This window comes from Spiractinospora alimapuensis (assembly GCF_018437505.1).
GTDB classification, from domain to species: Bacteria; Actinomycetota; Actinomycetes; order Streptosporangiales; family Streptosporangiaceae; genus Spiractinospora; species Spiractinospora alimapuensis.
The window spans coordinates 3,952,836-3,977,398 of sequence record NZ_CP072467.1 but is presented as its reverse complement, the minus strand read 5'-3'; the positions used below and the strand labels follow the sequence as shown (position 1 = coordinate 3,977,398).

The following is a 24,563-nucleotide window of genomic DNA, read 5'->3' as shown; positions in this document are numbered from 1 at the left end:
TCCGTTCTCATTGGGGGGATTGCGGGGGTTTCGCCGACGGGGTGTCCACACCGTGGAGGGTCAACGACTCCGCGTGGTGACAGGCCACGTGCCGGCCCGAGGCGACCTCGCGAAGCTCCGGCCGTTCGACCTCGCAGCGCTCGGTCGCGTGCCGGCAACGGGTGTGAAACGGGCAGCCCGCCGGGGGGCTGGCGGGGTCGGGGATGTCACCGGAGAGTCTGATCCGGCGCCCCGTGCCGCGTAGACGGGGGTCGGGGACGGGCACGGCGGAGATCAGGGCCTCGGTGTAGGGGTGCCGGGGTGCGGCGTAGAGGAGGGCGGTGTCACCGAGTTCGACGATGCGGCCCAGGTACATCACGGCGACCCGGTCGCACAGGTGACGCACGACGGAGAGGTCGTGCGAGATGAACACGTAGGTGAGTCCGAGGTCTTCTTGCTGGTCACGCAGCAGGTTGAGGATCTGGGACCGCACGGACACGTCCAACGCGCTGACGGCCTCGTCCGCGACGACCAGGCGTGGCCCCGGCGCGAGCGTGCGCGCGATGCTCACCCGCTGCCGCTCCCCACCGGAGAAGGCGTGGGGGTACCGGCGGAGGTGCTCGGGCCGCAGGCCAACACGGGACAGCATGTCGGCCACCCGTTCCTCCAGTTCCGACCCGGTCAGGCCGAGCAGCACCCGCAGCGGCTCGCCTACGATCTCGAGCAGGGTGAGGCGGGGGTTCAGTGCCGCGAACGGGTCCTGGAACACCATCCGGACCTCACGGCGGTAGGTCACCATCTCCTCGCGGGTCAGCGCCGACACCTCGAGCGGCCGGCCCTCCTCCGGGTGGTAGCGCACCCGACCGCTCATCTCGGGCCGCGCCCACAGCGCGCTGGTGCCCAGAGTGGTCTTGCCGCACCCCGACTCACCGACCAGACCGAGCGTCTCCCCACTCCGCACGCCCAGGCTCACACCGTCGACGGCCCGCACGTGGTCGGTGACGCGCCGCGGGAACCCGCCGCGGATGGGGAAGTGGACCCGGACGTCCTCCAGCTCCAGAACCGGCGGGTCCACGCCCTCCTCGGGACCGCTCTGGTGGGACGGGACCATGAGTGACTCCGGTTCAGGCGACATCGGCGCTCCCCTCGTTTTCGGGGTGGCCGACGTCCTCGGCACCGCCGTGGAGCAGACAGCGGACCTGCCGGTCGGTCGCGATCTCGATCGGGGGTGGGCGTACCGCGTCGCAGACCCCGGGCATCGCCGCGTCGCACCGGTCCCGGAACACACAACCCGGGCCGCGAGATCGCGCGTCCGGAACCGTGCCGGTGATGGTGCGCAGCCGGCCGCCGGTGGTGACGCCGATCCGGGGCACGGTCTCCAGTAGGGCCCGGGTGTAGGGATGTTGGGGATCGTGGAAGATGGCGTCCACCGGTCCCTTCTCCACGACCGTCCCGAGGTACATGACGGCGACGTCGTCGGCGAGCTCCGCGACCACCCCCATGTCGTGGGTGATGAACATGATCGCCATGTCCCGGGAGGCCTGGAGGTCGACCAGGAGGTCCATGATCTGCGCCTGCGTGGTCACGTCCAGCGCGGTTGTGGGTTCGTCGGCGATGAGCAGGTGCGGCTCACAGCTCAGTGCCATCGCGATCATGACCCGCTGCCGCATCCCGCCCGAGAGCTGGAACGGGTAGGTGTCCACGACTCGTCTCGGGCTGGGGATACCCACCTGGCCTAGGAGGTCGATGGCACGGTCCCGCGCCGCGCGGCGCGTCAACGGCAGGTGGACCCGCAGCGACTCCGCGATCTGGCTCCCCACCCGGTGCACCAGCGACAGGGAGGCCATGGGCTCCTGGAAGATCATCGAGATCGTCTTGCCGCGCACGGCGCGAATCTCCCGCCCGCCGGGCGGGAGCCGTGCGAGGTCCACCACCGGTTGCCGGGCGTTCGGGGCCGGATCCCGGAGCAGGATCTCGCCGTCGACAACGCGGCCGGGGGGCTCCACCAGTTGCAGGATGGACCGCGCCGTCATGCTCTTTCCGCACCCGCTCTCGCCCACGACGCACAACGTGCGGCCCCTGCGGATGGTCAGGTCGACGCCGTCGACGGCGCGGATCTCGCCGTCGTCGGTGGAGAAGCTGGTGCGCAGCCCGCGCACGTCCAGCAGGACGTCGTCCGCGATCGCGGAGTTCCCCGGTGCCGAGCCAACATCGGGTGTTGTGGTGCTCATCCGTCACCTCCTCAGGAGTAGGGGTCCGCGGAGTCGCGGATGCCGTCGCCGACGAAGTTGAGCGCGAGGACCGTCACCGTGACGGCGAGTCCCGGCAGCAGCACCCACGGCGCGTTGGCGATGGAGTGGATGTTCTGGCCCTCCTGGAGCAGTACGCCCCAGCTCACGACGGGGGGCTGCAGGCCGAGCCCCAGGAACGACAGCGCGGTCTCGGCGAGGATCATCAGCGGGATGGCGAGCGTCAACGACGCGACGATGTGGCTGGTGAAGGAGGGCAGCATGTGGCGGCCGATGATCCGTCCGGGACGACACCCGTCCAGCAGAGCCGCGCGCACGAAGTCCTCCTGACGTAAGGAGAGGAACCGGCCGCGGATCACCCGGGCCAGGTCGGTCCAGCCGATGAGCGACAGGATCACCGTGATCGCGAAGTAGGTCTGTAACGGCCCCCACTCCCGTGGGACCGCCGCGGAGAGCCCCATCCACAGGGGAATCGTGGGGATCGACATGACCACCTCGATCACACGTTGGATCGCGGTGTCGGTGCGACCGCTGAAGTATCCGGAGATCCCTCCGAGGACCACGCCCAACACGAAGGAGAACGTGACCCCGACCAGCCCGATCGACAGCGACACCCGCGCGCCGTAGATCATGCGGGAGAGCATGTCGCGACCGTTGCGGTCGGCGCCGGCGAGGTACATCGGTTGGTCGGCGTCGACCGGTCCGATGAGGTGCCGGTCGGTGGGGATCACTCCCCACATCTCGTAGGGCTCTCCCCGGACGAAGAAGCTCACCGGGATCTTCTGGGACTCGTCGACGACGTACTCCCGACCGAGCGTCTCCTCGTCCTGGGTGACGGAGTAGCCGTTGACGTACAGGCCGACGTCGAACCCGTCGCTGGTGTCCACGACGTGCAGACGTTGCGGTGGCGCGTGGGTGTACTCGCTGTCGTAGGCGTAGGGGGTGGAGGGGGCGAGGAACTCCGCGAAGACCGCGACCAGCGCGAACACCCCGAGAACGAACGCGCTGACGAGCGCGAGGCGGTGCCGGCCGAACCGCCGCAGCACCAGGCGCCACTGAGGGACTCCGCCCAGGTCGCGCTCGTCCTTCTTTGCCGGCGTGCTCTCTGGTGGCCGTGCGACGCTCGGCGGGTCACCGGTCGGCGCCGCGGCGTCGTTCCGTGCGCGGCCTCGCGGGAACAGACCCACGCGTCTCACACCCTCTCGATCTGTGCGTGGCGGATCCGGGGGTCCCACCAGGCGAGCAGCAGGTCGGACAGCAGGGTGCCGATGACGGTGAGCACCCCCAGCACGAGAACCAGGCCGCCGGCGAGGTACATGTCCTGGCTCTGCAGCGCGTCCAGGAGGAGGGGGCCGGTCGTGTCCAGACTCAGCACGATGGACACCATCACCTCACCCCCGATGAGGGCTGGCAGGATCCAGCCGATGGTGGATATGAAGGGGCTCAGTGCCATGCGCACCGGGTACTTGAGGATGATGCGCCACTCCGGCAGACCCTTGGCACGGGCGGTCGTGACGTAAGGCTTGCGCAGTTCGTCGAGGAGGTTGGCGCGCAGGACCCGGATGAGGACCGCGGTGCCGGCCGTCCCGATGATCAGGACGGGGATCCAGACGTTGGACACCACGTCCAACACCTTGCCGAGGTTCCACGCCGCGCCCGCGTACTCGGGGGAGATGATGCCGCCGACGCTCTGTCCCAGGTATCGGAAGGACACCCACACGAACAGCAGGGCCACTAGGAAGTTGGGGGTCGCGAGGCCCACGAACGCCAGGAAGGTGAAGGAGTAGTCGCCGACGGAGCGCTGCCGGACCGCCGAGTAGACACCGACCGGGAACGCGATGACCCAGCTCACCAGCATCGCGGACAGCGCCAACGCGACGCTCACCCCCACGCGGTCCCAGATCAGGTCCGACACCGCGCGCTGGTACTGGAACGACTGGCCGAAGTCCCCGGAGAGAACGATGCCGGAGATCCACTTCCAGTACTGCACGAGGAAGGGATCGTTGAGCCCGTACCGTTCCTCCAGGGCCCGGACCTGGGCACTGTCGATCGTGTCGCCTCGGGACTGGATCTCGGCGATGTAGGTGGTGAGGAAGTTTCCCGGCGGCAGTTGGATGATCAGGAAGGCGACGAAGGAGATCGCGAACACCGTCGGCACCATGTAGGAGAGGCGTCGCAGGATCAGTGCGCCCACGGCGACCTCCCTTCGTCGGCCGCACCACCCGCGCGACACAGACGGCGCGGAGCGGGGAGCACCCCGCCTGGGGGCGGCGTCACCACGGCGGCCCGTCCCCCCGCATCGCCGTGTGGAAGGCGGACCCCGGTCCGACGTCGGCGGGAGTCACGGAGCGCCGCTGGAAGGCCGAGGCGTAGATGCCGGCGACCAGGTGCAGGGTGCGTCGGGCCTCGGTGGCGGTCACGGGTGGCGCCTCCTTGGCGTGGAGCGCGGTGAGCACCGCGGCCAGTTGGGCGGCGTGCCCGCTCCTGGTTCCCCACTCGCCGTCCTCCCAGGCGGCGTTAACGCGTTCCTCGTGTCCCGGCGCGGGGGTGATCCGCCAGTTGGCGTCGCCGTACCCGTAGAGGTGGGTGAGCTCCAGGGTGGCGTGGTCGAGGTCGATCCGGATGTAGCTCTCCTCCCGCGGGGAGAGCACACTGTTCACGACACTGGCGACCGCGCCGTTGGCGAAGGCCACGTGCGCGAGGGAGAGGTCCTCGGTGTCGACCGACCGTGCCTGGCGCCGCGCGGTGGCCGTGACCTCGGTCCACTCCCCCAACAACGCGGTGAGCAGGTCGATCTGGTGAATGCCGTGTCCCATCGTCGGCCCCCCGCCTTCGGTGTCCCACCGGCCGCGCCACGGCACGTCGAAGTAGGACTGAGGCCGGTACCAGGTCGTATGGCACACCGCGACGTGCGGGCGGCCCAACACCCCGGAGTCGATCAGGGCTCGGGCGCGGCGGGCACCGGACCCGAAACGGTGCTGGAACACGGTCGCGAACCACGGGCCCTGCTCACCCTGGGCGTCGTGTAGGTCGTCGAGTTCGGCCATGGTCAACGTGGGGGGCTTCTCCACGAGAACGCTGCTGCCGGCGCGGAGACCGTCCAGGGCCTGGGAGTGGTGAGCGCCGGGCGGGGTGCAGATGTGCACGAGGTCCGGTTCCTCGGCGCGCAGCAGGCTCGCCAGGTCGGCGTAGGGGCGGACGTCGTAGTCGTCCGCGAACGCGGCTCGCTGGTCAGCGTCGATGTCGGTCGCGGCCACGAGCCGCCCCAGGGTGGGGATCGTACGCATCGCGTCGCCGTGGATACGGGCGATCGTTCCGGTTCCGACGATCGCGGTTCGTAGGGGCGGGTCCTGGCTCACGGGTTCGCGCTGGCTTCTCAAGTGTTCTCCGCTCCGTTCAGTGCAGGATCCGGCCTGACCCGACGGGATAGAAAGCGCTTTCTTTTGTGAGTGGACGTGGCCCTTTCGGTTCGTCGGGGGTAGTCGTCGATCGGGGGAATCCTGAACCCTGCTACGACTCGAAACTATCGGTTCTGCTATCGCAACCTTGGGCCGAATGTACGATTGGGGAGACTCGGAGGTCAATACGTACTCACCACCCCGGCGCACCGCCGTCGCCCGGAGGAGCGACTACTATTCGTCGGTGTGACTGCGAACAGGGCCTCGACGTCGGGACACGCCCCCCGAAATGAGCCGGTAACGATTTCGACAATCGCGGCGGCGGCGGGTGTCTCGGTTCCGACGGTCTCGAAAGTGTTGAACGGACGCGCCGACGTCGCCCCCGACACCCGGCAGCGGGTCGAGGACGTCATCAACCGACACGGCTACCGGCGACGACGCGGGCCGGCCGGACGTTCCTCAACCGTCGACCTCGTGTTCCACGAACTGGAGAGTCCGTGGGCCGTCGAGGTCATCCGGGGCGTGCAGCGGGTCGCGCGCGCGGAAGGACTCAGTGTCGTGCTCACCGAGTCCGGGGGTGAACAGACACCGGAGGACGGATGGGTCGACTCCGTCCTGGCCCGGAAGTCGACCGCCGCGATCCTGGTGCTGTCCGACCCGACCCCCGCCCAGCGCGAACGCCTCTCCTCCCGCGGCATCCCCTGCGTCGTCGTCGATCCGACCGGCGACCCCAACGACGAGATCCCGTCCATCGGCGCGACGTACTGGAACGGGGGTCTCACGGCCGCCCGGCACCTGCTGTCCCTGGGACACCGGCGCATCGGGGCGATCGAGGGGCCCAAGCGGATGCTCTCCAGTCGGGCCCGGATCGACGGCTACCGTTCGGCGTTGGAGGCCGCAGGCGTCTCCATGCCCGCGGAACTGCTGCGGACGGGAGACTTCCACGTCGAGGGAGGGCGCACCGCCGGCCTGGAGCTGTTGAGTCTGGCGCGGCCCCCGACGGCGATCTTCACGGGCAACGACCTCCAGGCCATCGGACTATACGAGGCGGCCCGGGAGAAGGGGGTACGGATTCCGGAGGACCTCAGCGTGGTCGGCTTCGACGACCTGCCGATGGCGCGCTGGCTGGGACCCCCACTGACCACTGTGCGTCAACCCCTGACGGAGATGGCGGAGGAGGCGACCCGCCTGGCCCTCAACCTCAGCCGCGGCGAACACCCCGGCAATATCCGCCTCGACCTCGCGACCGACCTGGTGGTCCGGCACAGCACCGCACCACTGGAGGACACCGGCGCCACGGGGGACTAGCCACGCCCCCGGAGGGAACTCCGGACGCCTCGACACCCCGCGCCCGCGGACGGCCCGTCCGGGCGCGTGCGGGCTGGTGACCGGGTCACCAGCCCGCAAGGATCTTGGGAATCGCCAGCACTCCCTGTGACGACACCTGTACGGTTCTGTCGAACGTTGCGGACGTCTTCCAACGCCACGGCACTGTCAGTTCCTCGTCTCGTCTCCGGTCGGTGCGGCGTCGGCGACACGTCGGTCCCCGAGGCGAGGCGCGCCAGTCGCCCCGCGGCGGACGGTGGACGTCACCCTCATGACGACGGGATCACGGTGCGAAGATTCCTCATAGTCGGCGCGAGCCAGGCAGGGCTCCATCTCGCCCACGCGCTACTGGACCACGATTACGACGTCACCCTGATCACGAGTCAGACCTCCGACGAGATCCGGCGCCGAAAGCCCCCGTTGATCGGAGTCACCGTCCCGCGTGTGCTGGCCCTGGAACGCGCACGGTCCCTGCACTTCTGGTCCGACCGGGCGCCGCGCCTCGACGGGCTGACACTGTCGATCGGCCCCGACCCCCGTGGCCCCCTGACGTCCTTCTCCGGGGAATTCGCCGACGGGGCGGCGACCGCGGTCGACCGTCGCGTCAAGTGCGCCGACTGGTTGGAGGCGTTCGAGTCGCGCGGCGGGAACGTCGTCATCCACGGCATCACCCTGGGCGACCTCGACTACTTCTCCCGCATGTACGACCAGGTGATCGTCGCGGTGGGCGACGGCGAGCTGGGCACGCTGTTCGATCCCGACCCGCATCGGATGCCGGTGACGCGGTCACGCGTGGTGACGCAGGTCCTCTTCGAGGAGGAGGGGGTTAGCGCCCCGCCGAGGCGGGCGGTGAGCGTCACCTCCCGCCTCGGTGTCTACTTCGAGTCCCCGATGCTCACCGAGCAGGGGACGGTGCGTGCCGTGTTCGTCGCCAGTCGTCCGGGCGGGCCGCTGGACTGCTCCGAGGAGTCCCGCCGGTCGGCCCGGATCCTGGAGGTCTTCCGGACCCGGGTGCGCGAGTACTTCCCCTCGGTGGCCGACCGCGTCGTCCACGCGGAACCGATGTTCGGGCCGGCCGTCACCGTCCAGCGCATCACGCCGACCGTGCGCGTCCCGGTCGCCGTCCTCCCCGGCGGTGGTCTCGTCCTGGGCGTCGGCGACGTGCTGTGCACCTCCGATCCGGTCACGGCGCGGGTCGCCGCGGAGGAGACGATGTGCGCGGAACGCTACGTGGAGGCGATCCGGGCGCACGGACACCGCCCCTTCGACCGCGACGCCCTGCACGCCGTCTTCGACCACTACTACGGCACCGACGGGAGGACGGCGTCGGAGTTCACCCGCACCATCTCCCAGTGGTGGGAGCATGCCCCCCAGGAGCACGTTCGGTCACTGGTGGCCGCCGCCGGCTCCAGCAAGGCGGTGGCCGACTGGTGGGTCCAGAGCTATGACCGGCCCTGGGTCTACAACTCCCTCCTGCGGGACCCGGAGGCGGCACGCGCCCTGCTCACCGAGGCTCACCTGGCGCACCGCTGACCCCGTCGATCGTGCTGCCGGCGGCACTTCGGGCGCGTGTGGTGACGACCGCTACACGATCAACGAGAGGTGGTGGACCGGGCCCGGGGGGCGTCGCGCGCGGCGAGGAGCCAGGCGAAGGGATCGGTGCCCTTCGCCACCGGATTGCTCAGCGTCCCCACCCCACTGATCTCGATCTCCACGACGTCGCCGTCGCGCAGTGTGAAGTCCATCCCGGGCACGATTCCCGTCCCGGTGGCCAGGACGGCGCCGTCGGGGAAGGGATAGGAGCGGAACAGCCAGGAAACCAGGCCCTCCAGGTTCCGACGCAGCGCCGTCAGGGGGATCTCGCCGGTGAAGGCGTCCGCTCCGGCGCGGACGATGCGCATCCTCACCCGTTGCTCACGGACGTCACCGACCTCCCACGCGGGGACGATCCGGCTGGCGAGGGCGCACGAGCCGGCGTAGACCTTCGCCTGGGGGAGGTACAGGGCGTTCTCGCCCTCGATGGACCGGGAACTGACGTCGTCGCAGACGGTGTAGCCGACGATCTCGGCGTGCGCGTTGACCACGAGCGCCAGTTCCGGCTCCGGCACGTCGAACCCCGAGTCGTCGCGGACCCCGATGGGTTCGCCGTCGGTGACGACCCGCCAGGGCACCGACTTGAAGAACAGCTCGGGGCGGTCGGCGTCGTAGACCCGGTCGTACAGGTCCGCGCTGTCGCTCTCCTCGCCCCGCGCCTGCCGCGAACGTTCGTAGGTGACGCCGCTCGCCCAGACCTCGGTGTCGCCGTCGATCGGTGGGAGCACCGTGACGTCGTCGATCTGGTGGTCGGGGGTGGCGCGGGCGGCTTCCTCCAACCGGAGACGCAGGTCGTCGCGGGTCAGCCGGAGCAGTTGGGCGACTCCGGTCACGCCGGGGAGCGATCGTAGGTCTCCGCTGTCGGGGGCGCGGAGGCCGACCCGGGTCGCGCCGTCGGACCCGACGAACCGCATGATCCCACCAGTTGCCACAGTTCCTCCTAGAGATCTGATGTCTCTGTCGTTTTTCGCTTCAGAGTGGTCATTTTCGGCAGAACTCTTCCATAGAGATCTGATGTCTCTTAGGCTCGCCATCGATCAGGTACATCCGAGAACTTCGGAGGACGCCCATGACCGCACGCATCACCGAGATCGAGACCATCGACGTCCGCTTCCCCACGTCCCGTCATCTGGACGGGTCGGACGCCATGCAGGAGGCTCCCGACTACTCCGCGGCCTACGTGGTGCTCCACACCGACGACCCGGAGTTTCCGGAGGGCCACGGCTTCACGTTCACGATCGGTCGGGGCACCGAGCTCGCCGTCCAGGCGGCGGCCGTGGTCGGCGAGCGGCTGCGCGGGCGCAGCGTCGACGAGATCGTGGGCGACCTGGGTGCCCTGTGGCGCGACCTGACCGGCGACAGCCACCTCCGCTGGCTCGGCCCGGACAAGGGCGTCATCCACCTCGGGACCGCGGCCGTGGTCAACGCCTGCTGGGACCTGGCGGCGCGTCGCGCCGGTAAACCGGTGTGGAAGCTCCTGGCCGACATGACGCCGGAACAGATCGTCGACCTCGTGGACTGGCGTTACCTCGAGGACGCGTTGACTCGGGAGCAGGCGCTGGAGCTGCTGCGCTCGCGGTGGGACGGTCGGGCGGAACGCGAGGCCCACCTGCGTGAACACGGGTACCCCGCCTACACCACGAGCGCGGGCTGGCTCGGCTACGACGACGAGAAACTCGCCCGCCTCTGCCGCGAGGCGGTGGACGCTGGGTGGGACTCGGTGAAGCTGAAGGTCGGCAAGGACCTGGAGGACGACCGGCGGCGGTGCCGCATCGCGCGCGAGATCATAGGCCCGGACCGGCGACTGATGATCGACGCCAACCAGGTGTTGGGCGTGCAGGAGGCCATCGCCTGGCACAAGGGGCTCGCCGAGTTCGACATCTGGTGGTTCGAGGAGCCCACCAGCCCGGACGACATCCTCGGCCACGCCGCGATCCAGCGGGAGATCTCCCCGACCCACGTCGCGACCGGGGAGCACGCCCACAACGTGGTCATGTTCAAGCAGTTGCTGCAGGCCGACGCGATCGGGATCTGCCAGATCGACGCCTGTCGGGTGGCCGGGGTCAACGAGAACATCGCGACCCTGCTGCTGGCCGCGGCGCACGGTGTTCCCGTCTGCCCGCACGCCGGCGGAGTCGGCCTGTGCGAACTGGTCCAGCACCTCTCGATCTTCGACTACATCGCCGTCAGCGGTTCCCTGGAGAACCGGATGGTGGAGTACGTGGACCACCTGCACGAGCACTTCGTCGACCCGGTCCGGATGCAGGGCCCGCGTTACCGTCTGCCGGAGAACCCGGGGTACAGCGCGGAGATCAAACGCGACTCCCTGCGGGAGCACTCCTTCCCGGACGGCCCAGTGTGGTCGCGGTAGCGGGCGCGCACGCGCTCGGCCCACCGACGAGGTGAGAAGCTGGTGCCCATGCCAGAGGACACCGCCGGTGCGGGCGGCTCGCGGACCGCGGGCCGCCCGGTCGGCGTCGCCGAGGACGCGATCAACCGCCTGAAGGACCGCATCGGATCGGGCGAGTTTCCCCCGGGACAACGGCTTCCGGCGGAGGCCGAGCTCAGTGCCACGCTGGGCGTCTCGCGGCTGTCGCTGCGCGAGGCGGTCCGGGCGTTGGTGGTGGCGGGGGTGCTCGAGGTGCGGCACGGCGCCGGCACCTTCGTCACCGACCTGCGGCCGGACCGCATGGTGGACGCGATCGGACGTTTCCTCGAACTCGCCGGCGACGGCGGCTACCTCGAGTTGATGGAGTGCCGCCGCGTCATCGAGCCGGGAGCGACCGCCCTGGCCGCGCCGCGCATCGAACCGGAGCTCCTCGCCTCGCTTCGCGAACAGATCGACACCATGCGGGAGATGACCGACCCCACCGAGCTGGTGGAGGCCGATCTCCGGTTCCACGCCGAGATCGCGGCCGCGTCCGGGAACCCCACCCTGGCGGCCCTGTCCACATCGGTGGCCCGCCGCACCGACCGCGCCCGTGTGTGGCGGGCGATGGTGGCCGAACACGTCACCGAGCAGACCCATCAGCAACACCTCGCCATCCACGCCGCGCTCACGCGCCGCGACAGCCTCGCCGCGTTCACCGCGGCCACGGCCCACATCCAGACCGTCGAGGAGTGGATCGCCGCCCGCCTTTCAACGAATGGGTAGCTGGCCCCGCCATAGCAGGTGAGTGTGCGCTCCCACTCGATGAATGAGCGGGATTCCTGATGGGAGTTGGGAAATCCTGATGAGGGGGCGGGACGGGGGGTGGGTGGGGCGGTCATGCCGGTGCGGTGTCCGGGTAGAGGACGACGTGTACGGTCTCTGGGCCGTGTACGCCGCGGACGAGTTTCATCTCGATGTCGCCGGTGCGGCTCGGTCCGGAGATGAGTTGCATGTTGGAGGGGATGGGGTCCTGCCGAGCCAGAGTGGCGAACAGTGCCTCGAGGTCGGGGAGTACCCGGCTGTGTGGGACGAGGGCGACGTGCACCGGCGGCACCAGGGACGTGCTGCGGGGCGTCTCCGGGGAGGCGACGAGGGCCAAAGTTCCGGTCGCGGCGGACGCGGCGAGGACACCGGTGACCCCGATCCCCGCTTGCCACGGGTCGTCGACCCGACGCGCCGAGTCGAGGACTCCGGAGGCGGCGACCCAGCCGTCGACGGTGACGGTGGTGTCCCCCACCAGTTTCCGCAGGGTCTCGTACGCGCCTTCCTCGCTCTGACACGGGTGGACGTCGACCTCGACCGCGGCGAGGGTGCGCGCCAGTTCCTGGACCAGGTCCGGCCGGTCCGATTCGGACACCGGTTCGTTCGTCATCGCGCCTTCCTCATCCATCGACGGAGCCCGCCCGCGTTCCGGAGTGCCGGCAGGGACCGCCCGGAGGCCCAGGCCCTCTGGGGTCCCGGGAGTCGCCCGAGGATCCGTGCGGGCACCAGCCGGCCCACCAACCGCGCGGCACCCAGCGAGGCGCGGTAGAGAAGGGGGACGCGCCAGGCCCGGGACCACCCCTTCCAGGCGACGCGGCGGGCGGACGATCCACGCTCCCCGTTCTCGTAGTCGGCGCGGAGGTCCACCAGCATGTCCGGGAGGGGGATCTTCACCGGGCAGACGTCGTAGCACTTGCCGCACAGTGACGAGAGGAAAGGGAGCTGTCGGTGCTCGGCGCCGTCCTCCAGCAGGGGGCTCAGGACCGCGCCGACCGGGCCGCCGTAGGTGGCGCCGTACCCGTGGCCGCCGCCCATCGTGCGGTAGACGGGGCAGGCCGCCTGGCACGCACCGCACCGGATGCAGGCGAGCATGTCCTCGTAGCGGGTGCCGGGAATCCGGGTTCGGCCATTGTCCAGGATGACCAGATGGAGTTGTTCCGGGCCGTCGCGCTCCTCCGGGCGTCGGGGGCCGGTCACCATGGTCTGGTACACCGTCAGGTGCTGGTTGGTGGCCGCGTTCGCCAGGAGGGGGAACAGGGTCGCCAGGTCGGTCAACCGGGGGATGACCTTCTCGACCGTCATCACTGCCACGTGGATCCGGGGCTGTGAGGTGACCATGCGGCCGTTGCCCTCGTTGGTGGTGATCGCGAGGGTTCCCGGTCCGCCGCGGCGAAGTTGACGCCCGAGATGCCCATGTCCGCCGTCCGGAAGTTCTCGCGCAGGCGTTCCCGCGCGAACTTGGTGAGGCGCTTCGGGTCGTCCTCGACGTCCTCGCCGGAGACCTGCCGAAAGAGTGTCGTCACGTCGCCCTGGGCCTTGTGGGCGGCGGGGGCGATGATGTGGCTGGGCCGCTCGTCGGCCAGTTGGATGATGTACTCGCCCAGGTCGGTCTCGACCACCTCCACGCCGGCCTGTTCGAGGTGCTGGTTGAGGTGCATCTCCTCGGTGGCCATGGACTTGGACTTCACCGCGAGCGCCACGTCGTTCTCGCGAGCGATGCGGGCCACGATCTCCCGTCCGTCGGCGGGGGTGGCGGCACGGTGCACGGTCCCGCCGTTGGCCTCGACCCGTTCGGTGAGCTGGGCGAGATAGCCCTCGAGGTCACCCAGTGTCTCCCGACGTATCACCGCCGCTCTCTCACGCGCCGCGGCCATCTCCGGGGACCAGCCGTCCCCGTTCCACTTGCGGTCGAGTTCGGTGAGGCGGTCGGCGGTGGGTCCGGCGCTGGGGGAGCCCAGGGCGTCCACGGTGAGCAGCGGGAGGGGGATCGCTCCGGGCGGGTAGCCGGGCGCGGCCCACTCCGGGCGGTCGGGGGTGAGCCGGTCCCGCCCCGTCAGGGCGCTGGACCGACCGGCGGGCCGAGGACTGGTGGGCGTGGTCATCGCGGCTCCCGGGGTAGTGCGTCGCGCAGGATCTCGGCGACGTGACACGCGCGGGGCGTGGTCTCCCCAGAGGCGTCCCGCCGACCGTCCAGGTGCAGCAGACATCCGGAGTCGGCCGAGACCAGTTCCGTCGCACCGGTGTCGTGGACCTGGCGTAGCTTTCGGTCGGCCATCGCGGTCGACACTTCGGGGAACTTCACGGCGAAGGTCCCTCCAAAGCCGCAGCAGATGTCGGGATCGCGCATCTCCCGCAGCTCCAGGCCCTCGACCCGCCCCAGAACCTCGCGGGGGGCGTCGCGTTCCCGCAGGTTGCGCAGCATGTGGCAGGAGTCGTGGTAGGTGACCGTTCGCTCGGCCGCCGTTCGGAGCGCGAGGTTCTCGCCGTGGTCCGCGACGAAGCGCGTGAACTCCCACATTCGGTCGAGGATCGCCTCGGCGCGGGCGCGCCACGGCCCGTCCAGGATTCGTGGGTAGTGGTGCACGGTCATCCCGGCGCAGGATCCCGCGATCGCGACCACCGCGGGATGGGGTTCGAAGACCTCGACCCAGTGGCGGGCCAGGGCAGCCGCCTCGACGGGAAACCCCGAGTTCAGCGCGGGCTGACCACAGCAGCTCTGCGCCTTGGGCACGGTGACGCGCACCCCCATCCGTTCGAGCACGGTCACGGCGGCGCGCGCGGGACCGGACGCGGCGAAGTCCCCCACGCAGGTCACGAACAGGGCGACCTCACGGGGCATCGCCCGGCGACCGACCGCCTCGCCGCGCTCTCGCGTCTCGACGGCGGCCGCGTCCTCGGCTCCGCCAACGGACTCCGTTCCGTCCGAGCCACCGAGAGCGCCGCCTCCGGGTGGGGACACCCCGGCCGAACGGTTCACTCCACCACCGCTGGAGACACCGCTGTCGGTGTCCTTCGTGTCGTCCGACTCACTGTTGCGTCCAGCATTTCGAACACTGACCATGATGCTGAACGTATCATTCGGACACCCAACGCGTACATCGACAAGAACGAGAAACTTGACCCAGATCACATTTGGGGCCTACCGTCCAATCAGCCCCTTCAACATGCTGCTTAGCGTTCAACATTCTGAACAATGAACAGAACGGTCGGGTTGCCCCCTGATGAAGTCGTCACCACCCGATGCCGAGCCTCCCTCGGGTGACGAGTCGGAACCGCTGGATCTGGCGGAACGCCGGTTCCCGTGGATGCGCGCCCTGATGCGGGTGGAACGCGTCGTCGCGGTCGTCCTGCTCGGGCTGCTGCTCGGTCTCGTCCTGCTGCAGATCCTCAGTCGATACGTCCTGGCCACACCGTTCGTGTGGACCGAGGAGGTCGCCCGCTACGCGCTCATCTGGCTCACCCTGCTCACCATCGGACTGGTCGCGGCGCGGCGGCGCCACATCACGGCCCGCGTGTTCAGTCGTTTCCTCAGCCCGCGCGCGACCGCGGCCCTGGAGATCACGGCCAACGCGGTCGTCGTGGTGACCAGCGCGGTCCTGGTGTACGTGGGCTGGCAGTTCGCGACGTCGCTGGCCACGGTGAACACCCCCGCGGCCGGGATCTCGATGGCCTGGATCTACGGGGTCAGCGTGCCGGGGTTCGCGCTCGTGTGCTTCCACACGATCGTGAACTCGGTGATCGCCTGGCGCCACCCCGAGACGCTGCGCGACGACGACGCGATCGCGGAAGGAGCCTGAGGTGAGCGTTCTTCTCGTGGTCGTCGGAGTTCTCGCGCTGATGTTGGCACGGGTTCCGGTCGCCTTCGCCCTGGCGGCGCCCAGCATGGTCTACCTGGTGTTCTCCCCCGGCGTCACCGTGGGGGCGGCGCTCCAACGCATGACGGCGGGTATCGACATCTTCCCGCTGCTGGCCGTGCCCCTGTTCATCTTCACCGGCGCGGCGGCGATGTCGGCGGGGATCACCGACCGGCTCTTCACCGCGGCGGAGAAGACGCTGGACCGGATCCGTGGCAACCTCGGCTACGCCAACGTCTCCTCGAGTCTGGTGTTCTCGTGGATGAGCGGCGCGGCGATCGCCGACGTGTCCGCCCTGGGCCGGATCCAGGTGTCGGCGATGGTGAAGCGGGGCTACAGCGAACGGTTCTCCGTCGGCCTCACGGGCGCCTCCGCGCTCATCGGCGGCATCATGCCGCCCAGCATCCCCGCCATCATCTTCGCGACCACGGCCGGGGTGTCCGTGGGGGCGCTGTTCGTCGCCGGCATCATCCCGGCGCTCCTCATTTTCGGTGTGCTGTGCGCGACCGTCTTCATCCAGGTCCGCCGGGAACCCGATGTTCCCACCGACCGGGTCTCGACCGCGGAGAAGCTGCGCGCCCTACGCGCCGCGGTGCTGCCGATGGGGGCGCCGGTCATCATCCTCGGCGGGATCCTCGGTGGGATCTTCACCCCCACCGAGGCCGCGGGGGTGGCCGTCATCTACGTGCTGCTGCTCGCGGCCCTCTACCGTCGCCTCACCGTGAACCGCCTCTACCGGATGATGCTGTCCACGGCGGAGACCACGGCCGCGATCATGCTCATCGTCGGCGCCGCGTCGCTCTTCGGCTGGGTACTGACCCGCGAGGAGGTGCCACAGCAGGTCGCGGCGTCGCTGATCACGGTCACCGACAACCCGCTGGTGTTCCTGATCCTCGTCAACATCGTGATGCTGATCGTCGGCATGGTGCTGGAGCCGACCGCGGCGATCCTGGTCATGGCGCCGGTGCTACTCCCCGTGGCGTCGGCCTTCGGGATCGACCCGCTTCACCTCGGCGTGTTCATGATCCTGAACTTCATGATCGGGTTGCTGACGCCCCCGATCGGGCTCGTCATCTTCGTGCTGAGCTCGGTCACCCGAATCCCCGTGCCACGGGTGGCGCGCGGCATGATCATGGTGCTGCTGCCGCTGATGGTCTCCCTGGTGCTGGTCACCTTCGTGCCGGCACTGAGCATGTGGCTGCCGGGACTCCTGGGGTACTCATGACCACGACGAGCGGCGGGTCCGGGTCAGGTGCCGTCCTACTGGGCCCCGAGCCGCGAGCCGAGTTCCCGGGCGAGACCCCGCAGCTCCTCGGCCCGTTCCTCGACACGACGCGCCGACGACGCGGTGGCCAGACCGGTGAAGCTCACCGCCGCTGGCTGGCCCCGCGTCATGGTGCCGGGCACGGTGGCGGCCAGGCACAGCAGCCCCTCGGCGGTCTCTCCCTCGTCCAGGGCGTACCCCCGGTCGCGTACGCCCTCCAGGTCCCGACGGAACCGTGTCGGGTCGGTGATGGAGGAGTCGGTCAGGCGCGCCAGGGTGTCCAGCCCGTCCAGGCGTGCGGAGAGGTCGGCCGGGGACAGCTCGGCCAACATGCTCTTCCCGGTCGCGGTGGTGGTCGCCGGCAGCGGTCGGCCGATCTGCGACGCGAGCACGACCGGATGGCGGCCGTCCCGTCGCGCCAGGTAGACCACCTCGAGTCCCGTCTCGCCCAGGACCGCGAGCTGAATCGTCTCCTCGCTCGCACCGGCCCGGGTCCGGCAGACGTCCTGGAACTCCTGGACGATGTCGACCCCCTCCAGGTAGGCGGCGGCATAGCCCACCAGGCGCTGCCCCAACCCGAACCCCTCCGAGGTCCGGCGCAGCAGCCCGGAGTCCACCAGCGCGTTGCAGATGTTGGACACCGAGGACTTGGCGAGCTCCAGGCGTCGCGACAGTTCCGCGAGTCCCATCGGGCGTCCGCGCTCCGTGGTGAGCACCTCGAGTATCGCCGCGGCCCGCGTCACCGCCGGCGCCAACGAACGATCGCGTTCCACGCTCACACCGCTCCCCATTCAGGTCATGATTCTCAGTTCAAAATACTGAACAACTGGCGATGCCGCGTCCATCACGCAACGGCTCCCCACCGTCGACCCGCACTCCGAAAGGAGCCGTGATGGGACACACCCGCACGGGTCTCACCGTGACCGCGACCGCGCTGGCGCTCCTGGCCACCGGATGCGTCGGTCACGCACCCGACGTGGACCCCGACGACCTGCGCCCGGCCGGTGACGCCGACGCCGAGGTCACCCTGCGCCTGTCCCACGCCTACGACGTCGCGCACCCCGCGCACACCTGTGGCGCGGAACCCCTGCGGGACCGGCTCGCCGACGTCGGCGTCGACCTCCAGATCTTCCCCAGCGCACAGCTCGGCACCGAGGAACAGGCGCTCCAACTGCTCCACACCGGCAACCTGGAGATGACGGTCGCGGGCCCAGCGTTCCTGGGCACTTGGTACTCCCCCGCCGAGGTGTTCGACGCCGCGTACGCCTTCGAGGACGTGGACCACTTCGACGCGGTGACCAACGGGCCGATCGGCGACGAGGTGTGGGCCGAGCTCAACGAGGAGACCGGGCTGCGTGTGCTGGGGTCCTGGTACTACGGCAGCCGACACACCTCGGCGAACCAGCCGGTCCAGCAGCCCGGGGACCTGACCGGCCAGAAGGTCCGGGTACCCACCGCGCCCGTCTACCTGTCGAACATGGAGATCATGGGCGGCACCGCGACCCCCATGGCGCTGGGCGAGGTCTACCTGGGCCTCCAGCAGGGCGTGATCGACGCCCAGGAGAACCCCATCCCCACCATGCGCACCATGCGCTTCGACGAGGTGCAGACACACATCTCGCTCACCGCGCACATCGTGCAGGGCGTCATGCCCGTCATCGCCGACGCGGTGTACGAGGACCTGTCCCCCGACCTCCAAGCGGAACTCGACGACGCCACGATGGACGCCGCCCAGCAGGTCCGCGTCTGCATCGAGGAGCAGGAGGAGGAGATGCTCGAGGAGTGGCGGGAGAACGCCGACGCGGAGATCGTCGACGACGTGGACACCGAGGCGTTCGCCGAGGCCGCCCGCGAGCGGCTGCCGGAGATGCACCCCGAGTGGGGCGAGATCTACACCCGGATCCAGGACGCGGCCAGGGAGTGAACCCAACGTCGCGCCCCGACCCCGTGGGCCACCACGTCAACAAGCCAGCGACGCAAGCAGGACTGACCGATTGGGAGGAACAGTAGGTGCGGTTTCAACGCCTGGGCGAGGTCGGACACGAGATCCCGGCCGTGATCGACGACGAGGGGGTCGTACGTGATCTGCGGCCGATCACCGATGACCTCGACGCGGAGTTCCTCGCGAACGACCCGGTCGGCACTGTCCGGACCGCGCTCGCGGCCGACCGTCTCACCCCGCTGGCAGGCGCGGGGGACCTACGGGTCGGGCCGCCCGTTCCGCGCCCCGGCGCGGTCGTGTGCGTGGGCATGAACTACGCCGCGCACGCCGCCGAGTCCGGAGCCGAGCCGCCGACACACCCCACGATCTTCTTCAAGCACCCCAACACCGTGGTGGGGCCGAACGACGACGTGCTCATCCCGCCCGGTGCCCAACGCGTGGACTGGGAGGTGGAACTCGCCGTCGTGATCGGGCGCCGCGCCCGCTACCTGGAGTCGGCCGCGCGGGCCCCCGAGCACATCGCCGGGTACACCATCGCCAACGACGTCTCCGAGCGCGCCTACCAGTTGGAGGTGTCCGGCGGACAGTGGTCCAAGGGCAAGTGCTGTGAGACGTTCTGCCCCACCGGCCCGGCGCTGGTCCCGGCGTCCGAACTCCCCGACGGGCCCCAGGCTCTGGGACTGCGGTCCTGGGTGAATGGCGACCCACGGCAGGGCTCCACCACCTCCGACATGGTCTTCGGCGTGCACGAGATCATCTACCAGCTCAGCCAGTACATGACCCTGGATCCCGGCGACCTGCTGCTGACCGGCACCCCGGCCGGCGTCGCGCTCTCCGGACGCTACCCCTACCTCGCCCCCGACGACGTGGTGGAACTGGAGATCGACCACCTCGGGCGGCAGCGCCAGACGCTGCGGCAGGCGGTCCGATGAGCACCGGAGAGTTCTCCGGTCTCGCCGCCCTAGTGACCGGCGGTGCCTCGGGAATCGGCCGCGCCACCGCCCAGGTCCTCCTGGAGCGCGGGGCCACGGTGGGTTCGTTGGACCTCCCCGGATCGTCGCCCCCCGAAGGGGTCACGGCCTTCCCGGGCGACGTCACCAACACCGCCTCGGTGGACGCGGCGGTCTCCCAGGCGGCCGAACGGTTCGGCGGCATCGACATCGTGGTCAACAACGCCGGCGTCGGCGCCGCCGGGACGGTCGAGGACAACGACGACGCCGAGTGGCACCGCGTGCTGGACCTCAACGTGGTCGGGATGGCGCGGGTGAGCCGTGCGGCGTTGCCCCACCTCCGGCGGTCGGCGCACGCGGCGATCGTGAACACCTGTTCCATCGCGGCGACGCAGGGGCTGCCCCGCCGCGCGCTCTACTCCGCGAGCAAGGGGGCGGTGCTCGCCCTGACCCAGGCCATGGCCGCCGACCACGTCGGCGAGGGCGTCCGAGTGAACTGCGTGCTGCCCGGGACCGTGGACACGCCCTGGGTGCAGCGGCTGCTCGACGCGGCCGAGGACCCCGACGCCGAACGCGCCGCCCTCAGCGCGCGCCAGCCCACCGGGCGACTCGTGCGCGCCGAGGAGGTGGCCACCACCATCGCCTACCTGGCCAGCCCGGCCTCCACCGCGACGACGGGCACGGGAATCCACGTGGACGGCGGCATGCAGGGGTTGCGTCTCCCCACGCGGTAAGCGCCGTCATTCACCGGTTCGGTTCACGATCCCGAAGGAGTTTGTCATGACCACACACAACGAAGGCCGACGGAGCAGCCACTGGTTCGGCGCGGGCGGACGGTCCGGCATGCTGTACCGGTCCTGGATGCGGAACCAGGGGTTCAGCGACGACGCGTTCGACGGCCGCCCGGTGATCGGGATCGCGGTGTCGGGGTCCGAACTCGCCCCGTGCAACGCGCACCTGACCCGGATCGCCGAGTCCGTGAAGCGGGGAGTCTGGCAGGCGGGCGGCTTCCCGCTGGAGTTCCCCGTCATGGCGCTGGGCGAGACCGTGCTGCGCCCGACCGCGATGTTCTACCGCAACCTCCTCGCCATGGAGGCGGAGGAGCTCATCCGGGCCAACCCGCTGGACGGCGTGGTTCTGTTGTCCGGATGTGACAAAACCACCCCCGGCCTGCTGATGGCGGCCGCCAGCACCGACCTCCCCTCGCTGATGATCACGGGCGGGCCGATGCTGAACGGCAAGTTCCGTGGCGAGGACATCGGGTCGGGCACGCACGTGTGGAAGTTCGAGGAGGAGGTGCGCGCGGGTCGGATGACCGAGGAGGACTGCGCGTTCGCCGAATCGTGCATGTCCCGCTCCAACGGTCACTGTATGACCATGGGAACCGCCTCCACCATGGCCTGCATGGCCGAGGCGTTGGGCATGCAACCGGCCTACGCCGCGACGTGGCCCGGGGTGGACGCCCGCCGCTACGCGGCGGCCCAGCGCTCGGGGCAACGGATCGTCCAGATGGTGGAGGACGACGTCCGGCCCTCCAGCATCATGACGCGGGAGGCGTTCGAGAACGCGATCCGGATCAACGCGGCGATCGGCGGCTCGACCAACGCGGTGATCCACCTGCTCGCGATCGCGGGCCGGCTGGGCGTGGACCTGAAGCTGGACGACTTCGACGCTCTGGCGCGGGACGTGCCCACACTGTTGGACCTGATGCCCAGTGGCCGGTTCCTGATGGAGGACTTCTGCTACGCCGGCGGTCTGCCCGCCGTCGTCGCGGAGATCGCCTCCCTGCTGCACCTGGACGCGCCCACCGTCACGGGCGAACCGCTCGGAGCCGCCGCCAGCACCGCGGAGTGCCACAACCGCGAGGTGATCCGTGAGTTCGACGACCCGTTCCAGCCGGCGGGCACCGGGACGGCGGTGCTGCGGGGCAACCTCGCGCCCGACGGCGCCGTCATCAAGCAGTCCGCGGCCAGCCCCGACCTGCTGACCCACCGCGGCCGCGCGCGGGTGTTCGACTCCCCCGAGGAGTACTACGCGGTCGCCGACGACCCCGATCTGGACGTCGACGCCGACACGGTCCTCGTCCTGAGGTACTGCGGGCCGGCGGGCTATCCCGGCATGCCCGAGGTCAGCAACGTGGCGCTGCCCACCAAGCTCCTGGAGCAGGGTGTCACCGACATGGTGCGGATCTGCGACGGCCGGATGTCCGGCACCGCCTACGGCACCGTGGTACTCCACACCGCCCCGGAGGCGGCCGTGGGCGGCCCGCTCGCGCTGGTTCGCGACGGTGACGAGATCACCCTCGACGTGCCGAACCGAACCCTGCGCCTCGAGGTGGACGACGCCGAACTCGCCCGCCGCCGCGGCGAGTGGACCCCACCACAGCCCCACTCCGACCGCGGCTGGACCCGCTTGTACTACGAACACGTGACCCAGGCCCACCAGGGCGCCGACCTGGACTTCCTCGTCGGTTCCAGCGGCCACGACGTGCCACGCGAATCGCACTGACCCGGTTCCCGTCGACCACACCGAGGATAAGAGCACGCCGGGGAAGGATCGCCCGCGACCTTCCCCGGCGCCGCCGTGGCCCCCCACGGAGCCGTCCGCCGGTGGCGCCGGGGGACGGCCACTTCGTGCCGGCATGGGACCCCACGGCTCACGGGCCCGTGCGAGGGGCCGGGGGATTTCCCGGTTCCCGCCCCCTTGGGGACAGCGCAACGGCCCCGGACTCCTCCGTCGCCCGTCCTACGACACGCGTTCAGGAGCGCTCGAACACGCCCGCACTCCAGGGGTAGAGGGGGCCGGAGCGATACGAGAGACGTGAGGCGGCTGAGAACATCACGGTCGCCACGCGGACGGTCCTAGTCGCCTCCTCGAAGCCGTATCCAGGACGGCTCACTCCCTTCACCGCCTGCGCCCTAGCGGGCGAGGCTCGCGTTGGGATGCGAGGCGCCCCAGGGGCCTCCTGGCCCTCGACCCGGGGATGGGGTACGCGACGACCCCAGACGTGGAGCCACGCGGGCCGGGACCGTCACCACCATCGCCCCCTACGCCCCGGTCGGCGCCCTCCGTCGCCCGTACGACCGCACCCGGGCGGGAGCGCTCGAACGCCCCCGAGCACACGCACGCGCGGGTGCGGCAGTTCGGGGAACGCGATGTCCGGGCATGATGACCAGACCCCGTTCGGTGCTCGACACCGGAGCTCAACGGCGCCCCTTCTCGGGCTGGGGACGTCCGGGCGGGCCCACCCCGCAGGCGAGGCGGGCAACCCAGTTCGGCACCGTCGAAGACCAAGGCCGTGTTCTTTGCGCCGCTGTGCCTCTTGGGGCGCTGTTGGGGGTGCTGGGGGCTCGCGACCGCCAGGACGACGTTCGCCGGTGTCGATCCTTTCGAACAGCCGACCAGGACGCCCCTCACGGATCGTCGTGCGAGTCGAAGCCCGGGCCCCCGCTGGGGCACCATCCGCGCAGCGACCGCAATAGGGACGACGGCCCCTCTCTCACCCGAAAACCCTCACAGAACACTCCCTCAGGCGTCGCCTTCTCGGACCGAGGGCGGCGGATGGGACGCGTCGAACGTGCGAGCGCGGCGTGGCCCCGGGGCTGGACTCTTCGGCGCCGCCCTGGGTTCTGTTGCGTGAAAGGTCGCGGTCCGGGACGAACGGGACGGATCCGAGGCACGTGACCGCTTCCGAGGTGGCCGCCTTCGGAGATCCACCCGCTCGCCGGCTCCCGCCATCCCCCGCTCGTCACCACCACCTGGGCAAACGGGGCGACACCCCGATACTCGAGCCGCTGATGGCGACCCATGGGTCGCCCGCCGAAGCGGAACCGCGCTCCCGACCACGCGACCGTGCCACGAACGCCGCCAGCAGGCGGTGCGGCTCCTCTTCCGGACGTGTCACCCCACGCGGGTTGAACGCGACGCTGCGAACGGCTCCTGGTCTGTCCGGGGAGCCTTGTCCGGCGACAGGTGGGGGCGCGTGATCTTCCGAAGGGTATTGTTGCCAGCGACCTGCCCGGGGAGGAGATCGCTGGTATGGCCCGCCGTACGCCCGCGCTGTTGCGGGGTCTGGACATACTGGAGCTGTTCACCGACGGACGGGAGACCCTCAGCGCCCCCGACGTGGTGGAGGAGCTCCAGCTTCCCCGGACGACCGTGCACGAGCTGCTGCACACGCTCACCGATCGCGGCTATCTCCACGCCGACCCCGACGTCCCGGGGCGGTTCCGGCTGGGGTTGCAGTTGTTCCGTCTTGGCAGCGCCTACGCCGAGCGGCTCGACACCGCACGCACCGGACAGGGGATCGCCCGGGAGCTGGTCGCCGCCTGCAACGAGACCGCGCACGTGGCCGTGCTGGACGGCGCACACGTCGTCTATGTCGCCAAGGTCGACAGTTCCCACACGGTGCGCATGGTCTCGGCCGTCGGCGCACGGGTGCCCGCCCACTGCACGGCCCTGGGCAAGGCGATGCTGTCGGCACTGCCGGAGGAGGACGTCCGCGAGCGTCTGGGCCCGGGCCCGCTGGCGCCGATGACCCCGCGCAGCGTCACGGACGTCCCCAGCCTCCTCACCGAACTGCGCGAGGTCCGGTCGCACGGGGTCGCCGTGGAGCGGTGCGAGTCGAACCCCGACGTCTGTTGCGTCGGGGCGCCCGTGTGGGACCGCCATGACCGGGTGGTCGCCGGGGTCAGTGTCTCCGTGCCGGAACACCGGTGGTCCGAGGCGCTGCGCGCGGAGCTCGAGCCGTTGGTGGCCGCGGGCGCGCGCCGGTTCTCCACCGCGCTGGGGGCCCGCCCGCGGCCCTGACCGCGG

Annotated in this window: 22 protein-coding genes; 11 read left to right on the top strand and 11 right to left on the bottom strand. The window is 70.2% G+C overall.

Annotated features, from left to right (window positions below):
- Nucleotides 1-7 precede the first annotated feature (7 nt).
- From J4H86_RS18520 to J4H86_RS18500, 5 genes are all read right to left on the bottom strand, one after another.
- Nucleotides 8-1,090 (bottom strand): ABC transporter ATP-binding protein, encoded by a 1,083-nt coding sequence (locus tag J4H86_RS18520; RefSeq protein ID WP_236544087.1) that lies wholly within the window; start codon nt 1,088-1,090, stop codon nt 8-10.
- 13 nt (nt 1,091-1,103) lie between these two features.
- A complete protein-coding gene (locus tag J4H86_RS18515) occupies nt 1,104-2,210 on the bottom strand; it encodes an ABC transporter ATP-binding protein (RefSeq protein ID WP_236539081.1) in 1,107 nt (368 codons plus the stop codon).
- Between the two features lie 11 nt (nt 2,211-2,221).
- The gene (locus J4H86_RS18510; RefSeq protein ID WP_236539080.1) at nt 2,222-3,415 is read right to left on the bottom strand and encodes an ABC transporter permease; all 1,194 of its coding nucleotides are present in this window, start codon (nt 3,413-3,415) and stop codon (nt 2,222-2,224) included.
- A 5-nt stretch (nt 3,416-3,420) separates the two neighbouring features.
- A complete protein-coding gene (locus J4H86_RS18505) occupies nt 3,421-4,422 on the bottom strand; it encodes an ABC transporter permease (RefSeq protein WP_236539079.1) in 1,002 nt (333 codons plus the stop codon).
- A 79-nt stretch (nt 4,423-4,501) separates the two neighbouring features.
- On the bottom strand, nt 4,502-5,608 hold the full coding sequence (locus tag J4H86_RS18500; protein WP_236539078.1) for a Gfo/Idh/MocA family protein: 1,107 nt from the start codon (nt 5,606-5,608) through the stop codon (nt 4,502-4,504).
- A gap of 330 nt (nt 5,609-5,938) precedes the next feature.
- On the opposite strand from J4H86_RS18500, the gene J4H86_RS18495 reads away from it, so the two are divergent.
- Both J4H86_RS18495 and J4H86_RS18490 read left to right on the top strand, forming a co-directional pair.
- Nucleotides 5,939-6,934: a LacI family DNA-binding transcriptional regulator gene (locus J4H86_RS18495; protein ID WP_269134590.1), complete on the top strand. Its 996-nt coding sequence runs from the start codon at nt 5,939-5,941 to the stop codon at nt 6,932-6,934.
- Between the two features lie 306 nt (nt 6,935-7,240).
- A complete protein-coding gene (locus J4H86_RS18490) occupies nt 7,241-8,485 on the top strand; it encodes a styrene monooxygenase/indole monooxygenase family protein (RefSeq protein WP_236539076.1) in 1,245 nt (414 codons plus the stop codon).
- A gap of 59 nt (nt 8,486-8,544) precedes the next feature.
- Here the strand turns inward: J4H86_RS18490 and J4H86_RS18485 are convergent, their stop codons facing one another.
- Complete coding sequence (locus tag J4H86_RS18485; RefSeq protein ID WP_236539075.1) at nt 8,545-9,477, bottom strand: fumarylacetoacetate hydrolase family protein; 933 nt, start codon at nt 9,475-9,477, stop codon at nt 8,545-8,547.
- A 137-nt stretch (nt 9,478-9,614) separates the two neighbouring features.
- Here J4H86_RS18485 and J4H86_RS18480 point away from each other — a divergent pair, with 137 nt between their 5' ends.
- Both J4H86_RS18480 and J4H86_RS18475 read left to right on the top strand, forming a co-directional pair.
- The gene (locus tag J4H86_RS18480; protein WP_236539074.1) at nt 9,615-10,916 is read left to right on the top strand and encodes an enolase C-terminal domain-like protein; all 1,302 of its coding nucleotides are present in this window, start codon (nt 9,615-9,617) and stop codon (nt 10,914-10,916) included.
- Nucleotides 10,917-10,964: 48 nt separating this feature from the next.
- The gene (locus J4H86_RS18475) at nt 10,965-11,699 is read left to right on the top strand and encodes a FadR/GntR family transcriptional regulator (RefSeq protein ID WP_236539073.1); all 735 of its coding nucleotides are present in this window, start codon (nt 10,965-10,967) and stop codon (nt 11,697-11,699) included.
- Between the two features lie 112 nt (nt 11,700-11,811).
- Here J4H86_RS18475 and J4H86_RS18470 read toward each other — a convergent pair whose 3' ends face one another.
- The 4 genes from J4H86_RS18470 to J4H86_RS18455 are packed head-to-tail and all read right to left on the bottom strand — an operon-like array spanning nt 11,812 to nt 14,799.
- Nucleotides 11,812-12,348 (bottom strand): LutC/YkgG family protein, encoded by a 537-nt coding sequence (locus tag J4H86_RS18470; RefSeq protein ID WP_236539072.1) that lies wholly within the window; start codon nt 12,346-12,348, stop codon nt 11,812-11,814.
- Nucleotides 12,345-13,076 (bottom strand): 4Fe-4S dicluster domain-containing protein, encoded by a 732-nt coding sequence (locus tag J4H86_RS27285; RefSeq protein WP_269134482.1) that lies wholly within the window; start codon nt 13,074-13,076, stop codon nt 12,345-12,347. Before J4H86_RS27285 ends, J4H86_RS18470 begins: the two co-directional genes overlap by 4 nt.
- On the bottom strand, nt 13,040-13,840 hold the full coding sequence (locus tag J4H86_RS27280) for an LUD domain-containing protein (RefSeq protein WP_269134481.1): 801 nt from the start codon (nt 13,838-13,840) through the stop codon (nt 13,040-13,042). Before J4H86_RS27280 ends, J4H86_RS27285 begins: the two co-directional genes overlap by 37 nt.
- Nucleotides 13,837-14,799 (bottom strand): (Fe-S)-binding protein, encoded by a 963-nt coding sequence (locus J4H86_RS18455; protein WP_236539071.1) that lies wholly within the window; start codon nt 14,797-14,799, stop codon nt 13,837-13,839. Before J4H86_RS18455 ends, J4H86_RS27280 begins: the two co-directional genes overlap by 4 nt.
- A gap of 160 nt (nt 14,800-14,959) precedes the next feature.
- Between J4H86_RS18455 and J4H86_RS18450 the strand changes: the two genes are divergently transcribed.
- Together J4H86_RS18450 and J4H86_RS18445 are read left to right on the top strand one after the other, a co-directional pair.
- Nucleotides 14,960-15,535 carry a TRAP transporter small permease gene (locus J4H86_RS18450; RefSeq protein WP_236539070.1) on the top strand — a complete coding sequence of 192 codons (576 nt, stop codon included), beginning with the start codon at nt 14,960-14,962 and terminating at the stop codon, nt 15,533-15,535.
- A 1-nt stretch (nt 15,536) separates the two neighbouring features.
- Nucleotides 15,537-16,817: a TRAP transporter large permease gene (locus tag J4H86_RS18445; protein ID WP_236539069.1), complete on the top strand. Its 1,281-nt coding sequence runs from the start codon at nt 15,537-15,539 to the stop codon at nt 16,815-16,817.
- A 35-nt stretch (nt 16,818-16,852) separates the two neighbouring features.
- Here the strand turns inward: J4H86_RS18445 and J4H86_RS18440 are convergent, their stop codons facing one another.
- On the bottom strand, nt 16,853-17,635 hold the full coding sequence (locus J4H86_RS18440) for an IclR family transcriptional regulator (RefSeq protein ID WP_236539068.1): 783 nt from the start codon (nt 17,633-17,635) through the stop codon (nt 16,853-16,855).
- A gap of 113 nt (nt 17,636-17,748) precedes the next feature.
- Here J4H86_RS18440 and J4H86_RS18435 point away from each other — a divergent pair, with 113 nt between their 5' ends.
- The 5 genes from J4H86_RS18435 (at nt 17,749) to J4H86_RS18415 (ending at nt 24,557) form a co-directional block, all read left to right on the top strand.
- A complete protein-coding gene (locus J4H86_RS18435; protein WP_236539067.1) occupies nt 17,749-18,780 on the top strand; it encodes a DctP family TRAP transporter solute-binding subunit in 1,032 nt (343 codons plus the stop codon).
- 86 nt (nt 18,781-18,866) lie between these two features.
- Complete coding sequence (locus J4H86_RS18430) at nt 18,867-19,730, top strand: fumarylacetoacetate hydrolase family protein (RefSeq protein ID WP_236539066.1); 864 nt, start codon at nt 18,867-18,869, stop codon at nt 19,728-19,730.
- Nucleotides 19,727-20,482: an SDR family NAD(P)-dependent oxidoreductase gene (locus tag J4H86_RS18425; RefSeq protein WP_236539065.1), complete on the top strand. Its 756-nt coding sequence runs from the start codon at nt 19,727-19,729 to the stop codon at nt 20,480-20,482. Before J4H86_RS18430 ends, J4H86_RS18425 begins: the two co-directional genes overlap by 4 nt.
- Nucleotides 20,483-20,528: 46 nt before the next feature.
- Complete coding sequence (locus J4H86_RS18420; RefSeq protein ID WP_236539064.1) at nt 20,529-22,256, top strand: IlvD/Edd family dehydratase; 1,728 nt, start codon at nt 20,529-20,531, stop codon at nt 22,254-22,256.
- Nucleotides 22,257-23,786: 1,530 nt separating this feature from the next.
- Nucleotides 23,787-24,557, top strand: a complete 771-nt coding sequence (locus tag J4H86_RS18415) for an IclR family transcriptional regulator (RefSeq protein ID WP_236539062.1) — start codon at nt 23,787-23,789, stop codon at nt 24,555-24,557.
- The last annotated feature ends 6 nt before the right edge of the window (nt 24,558-24,563 follow it).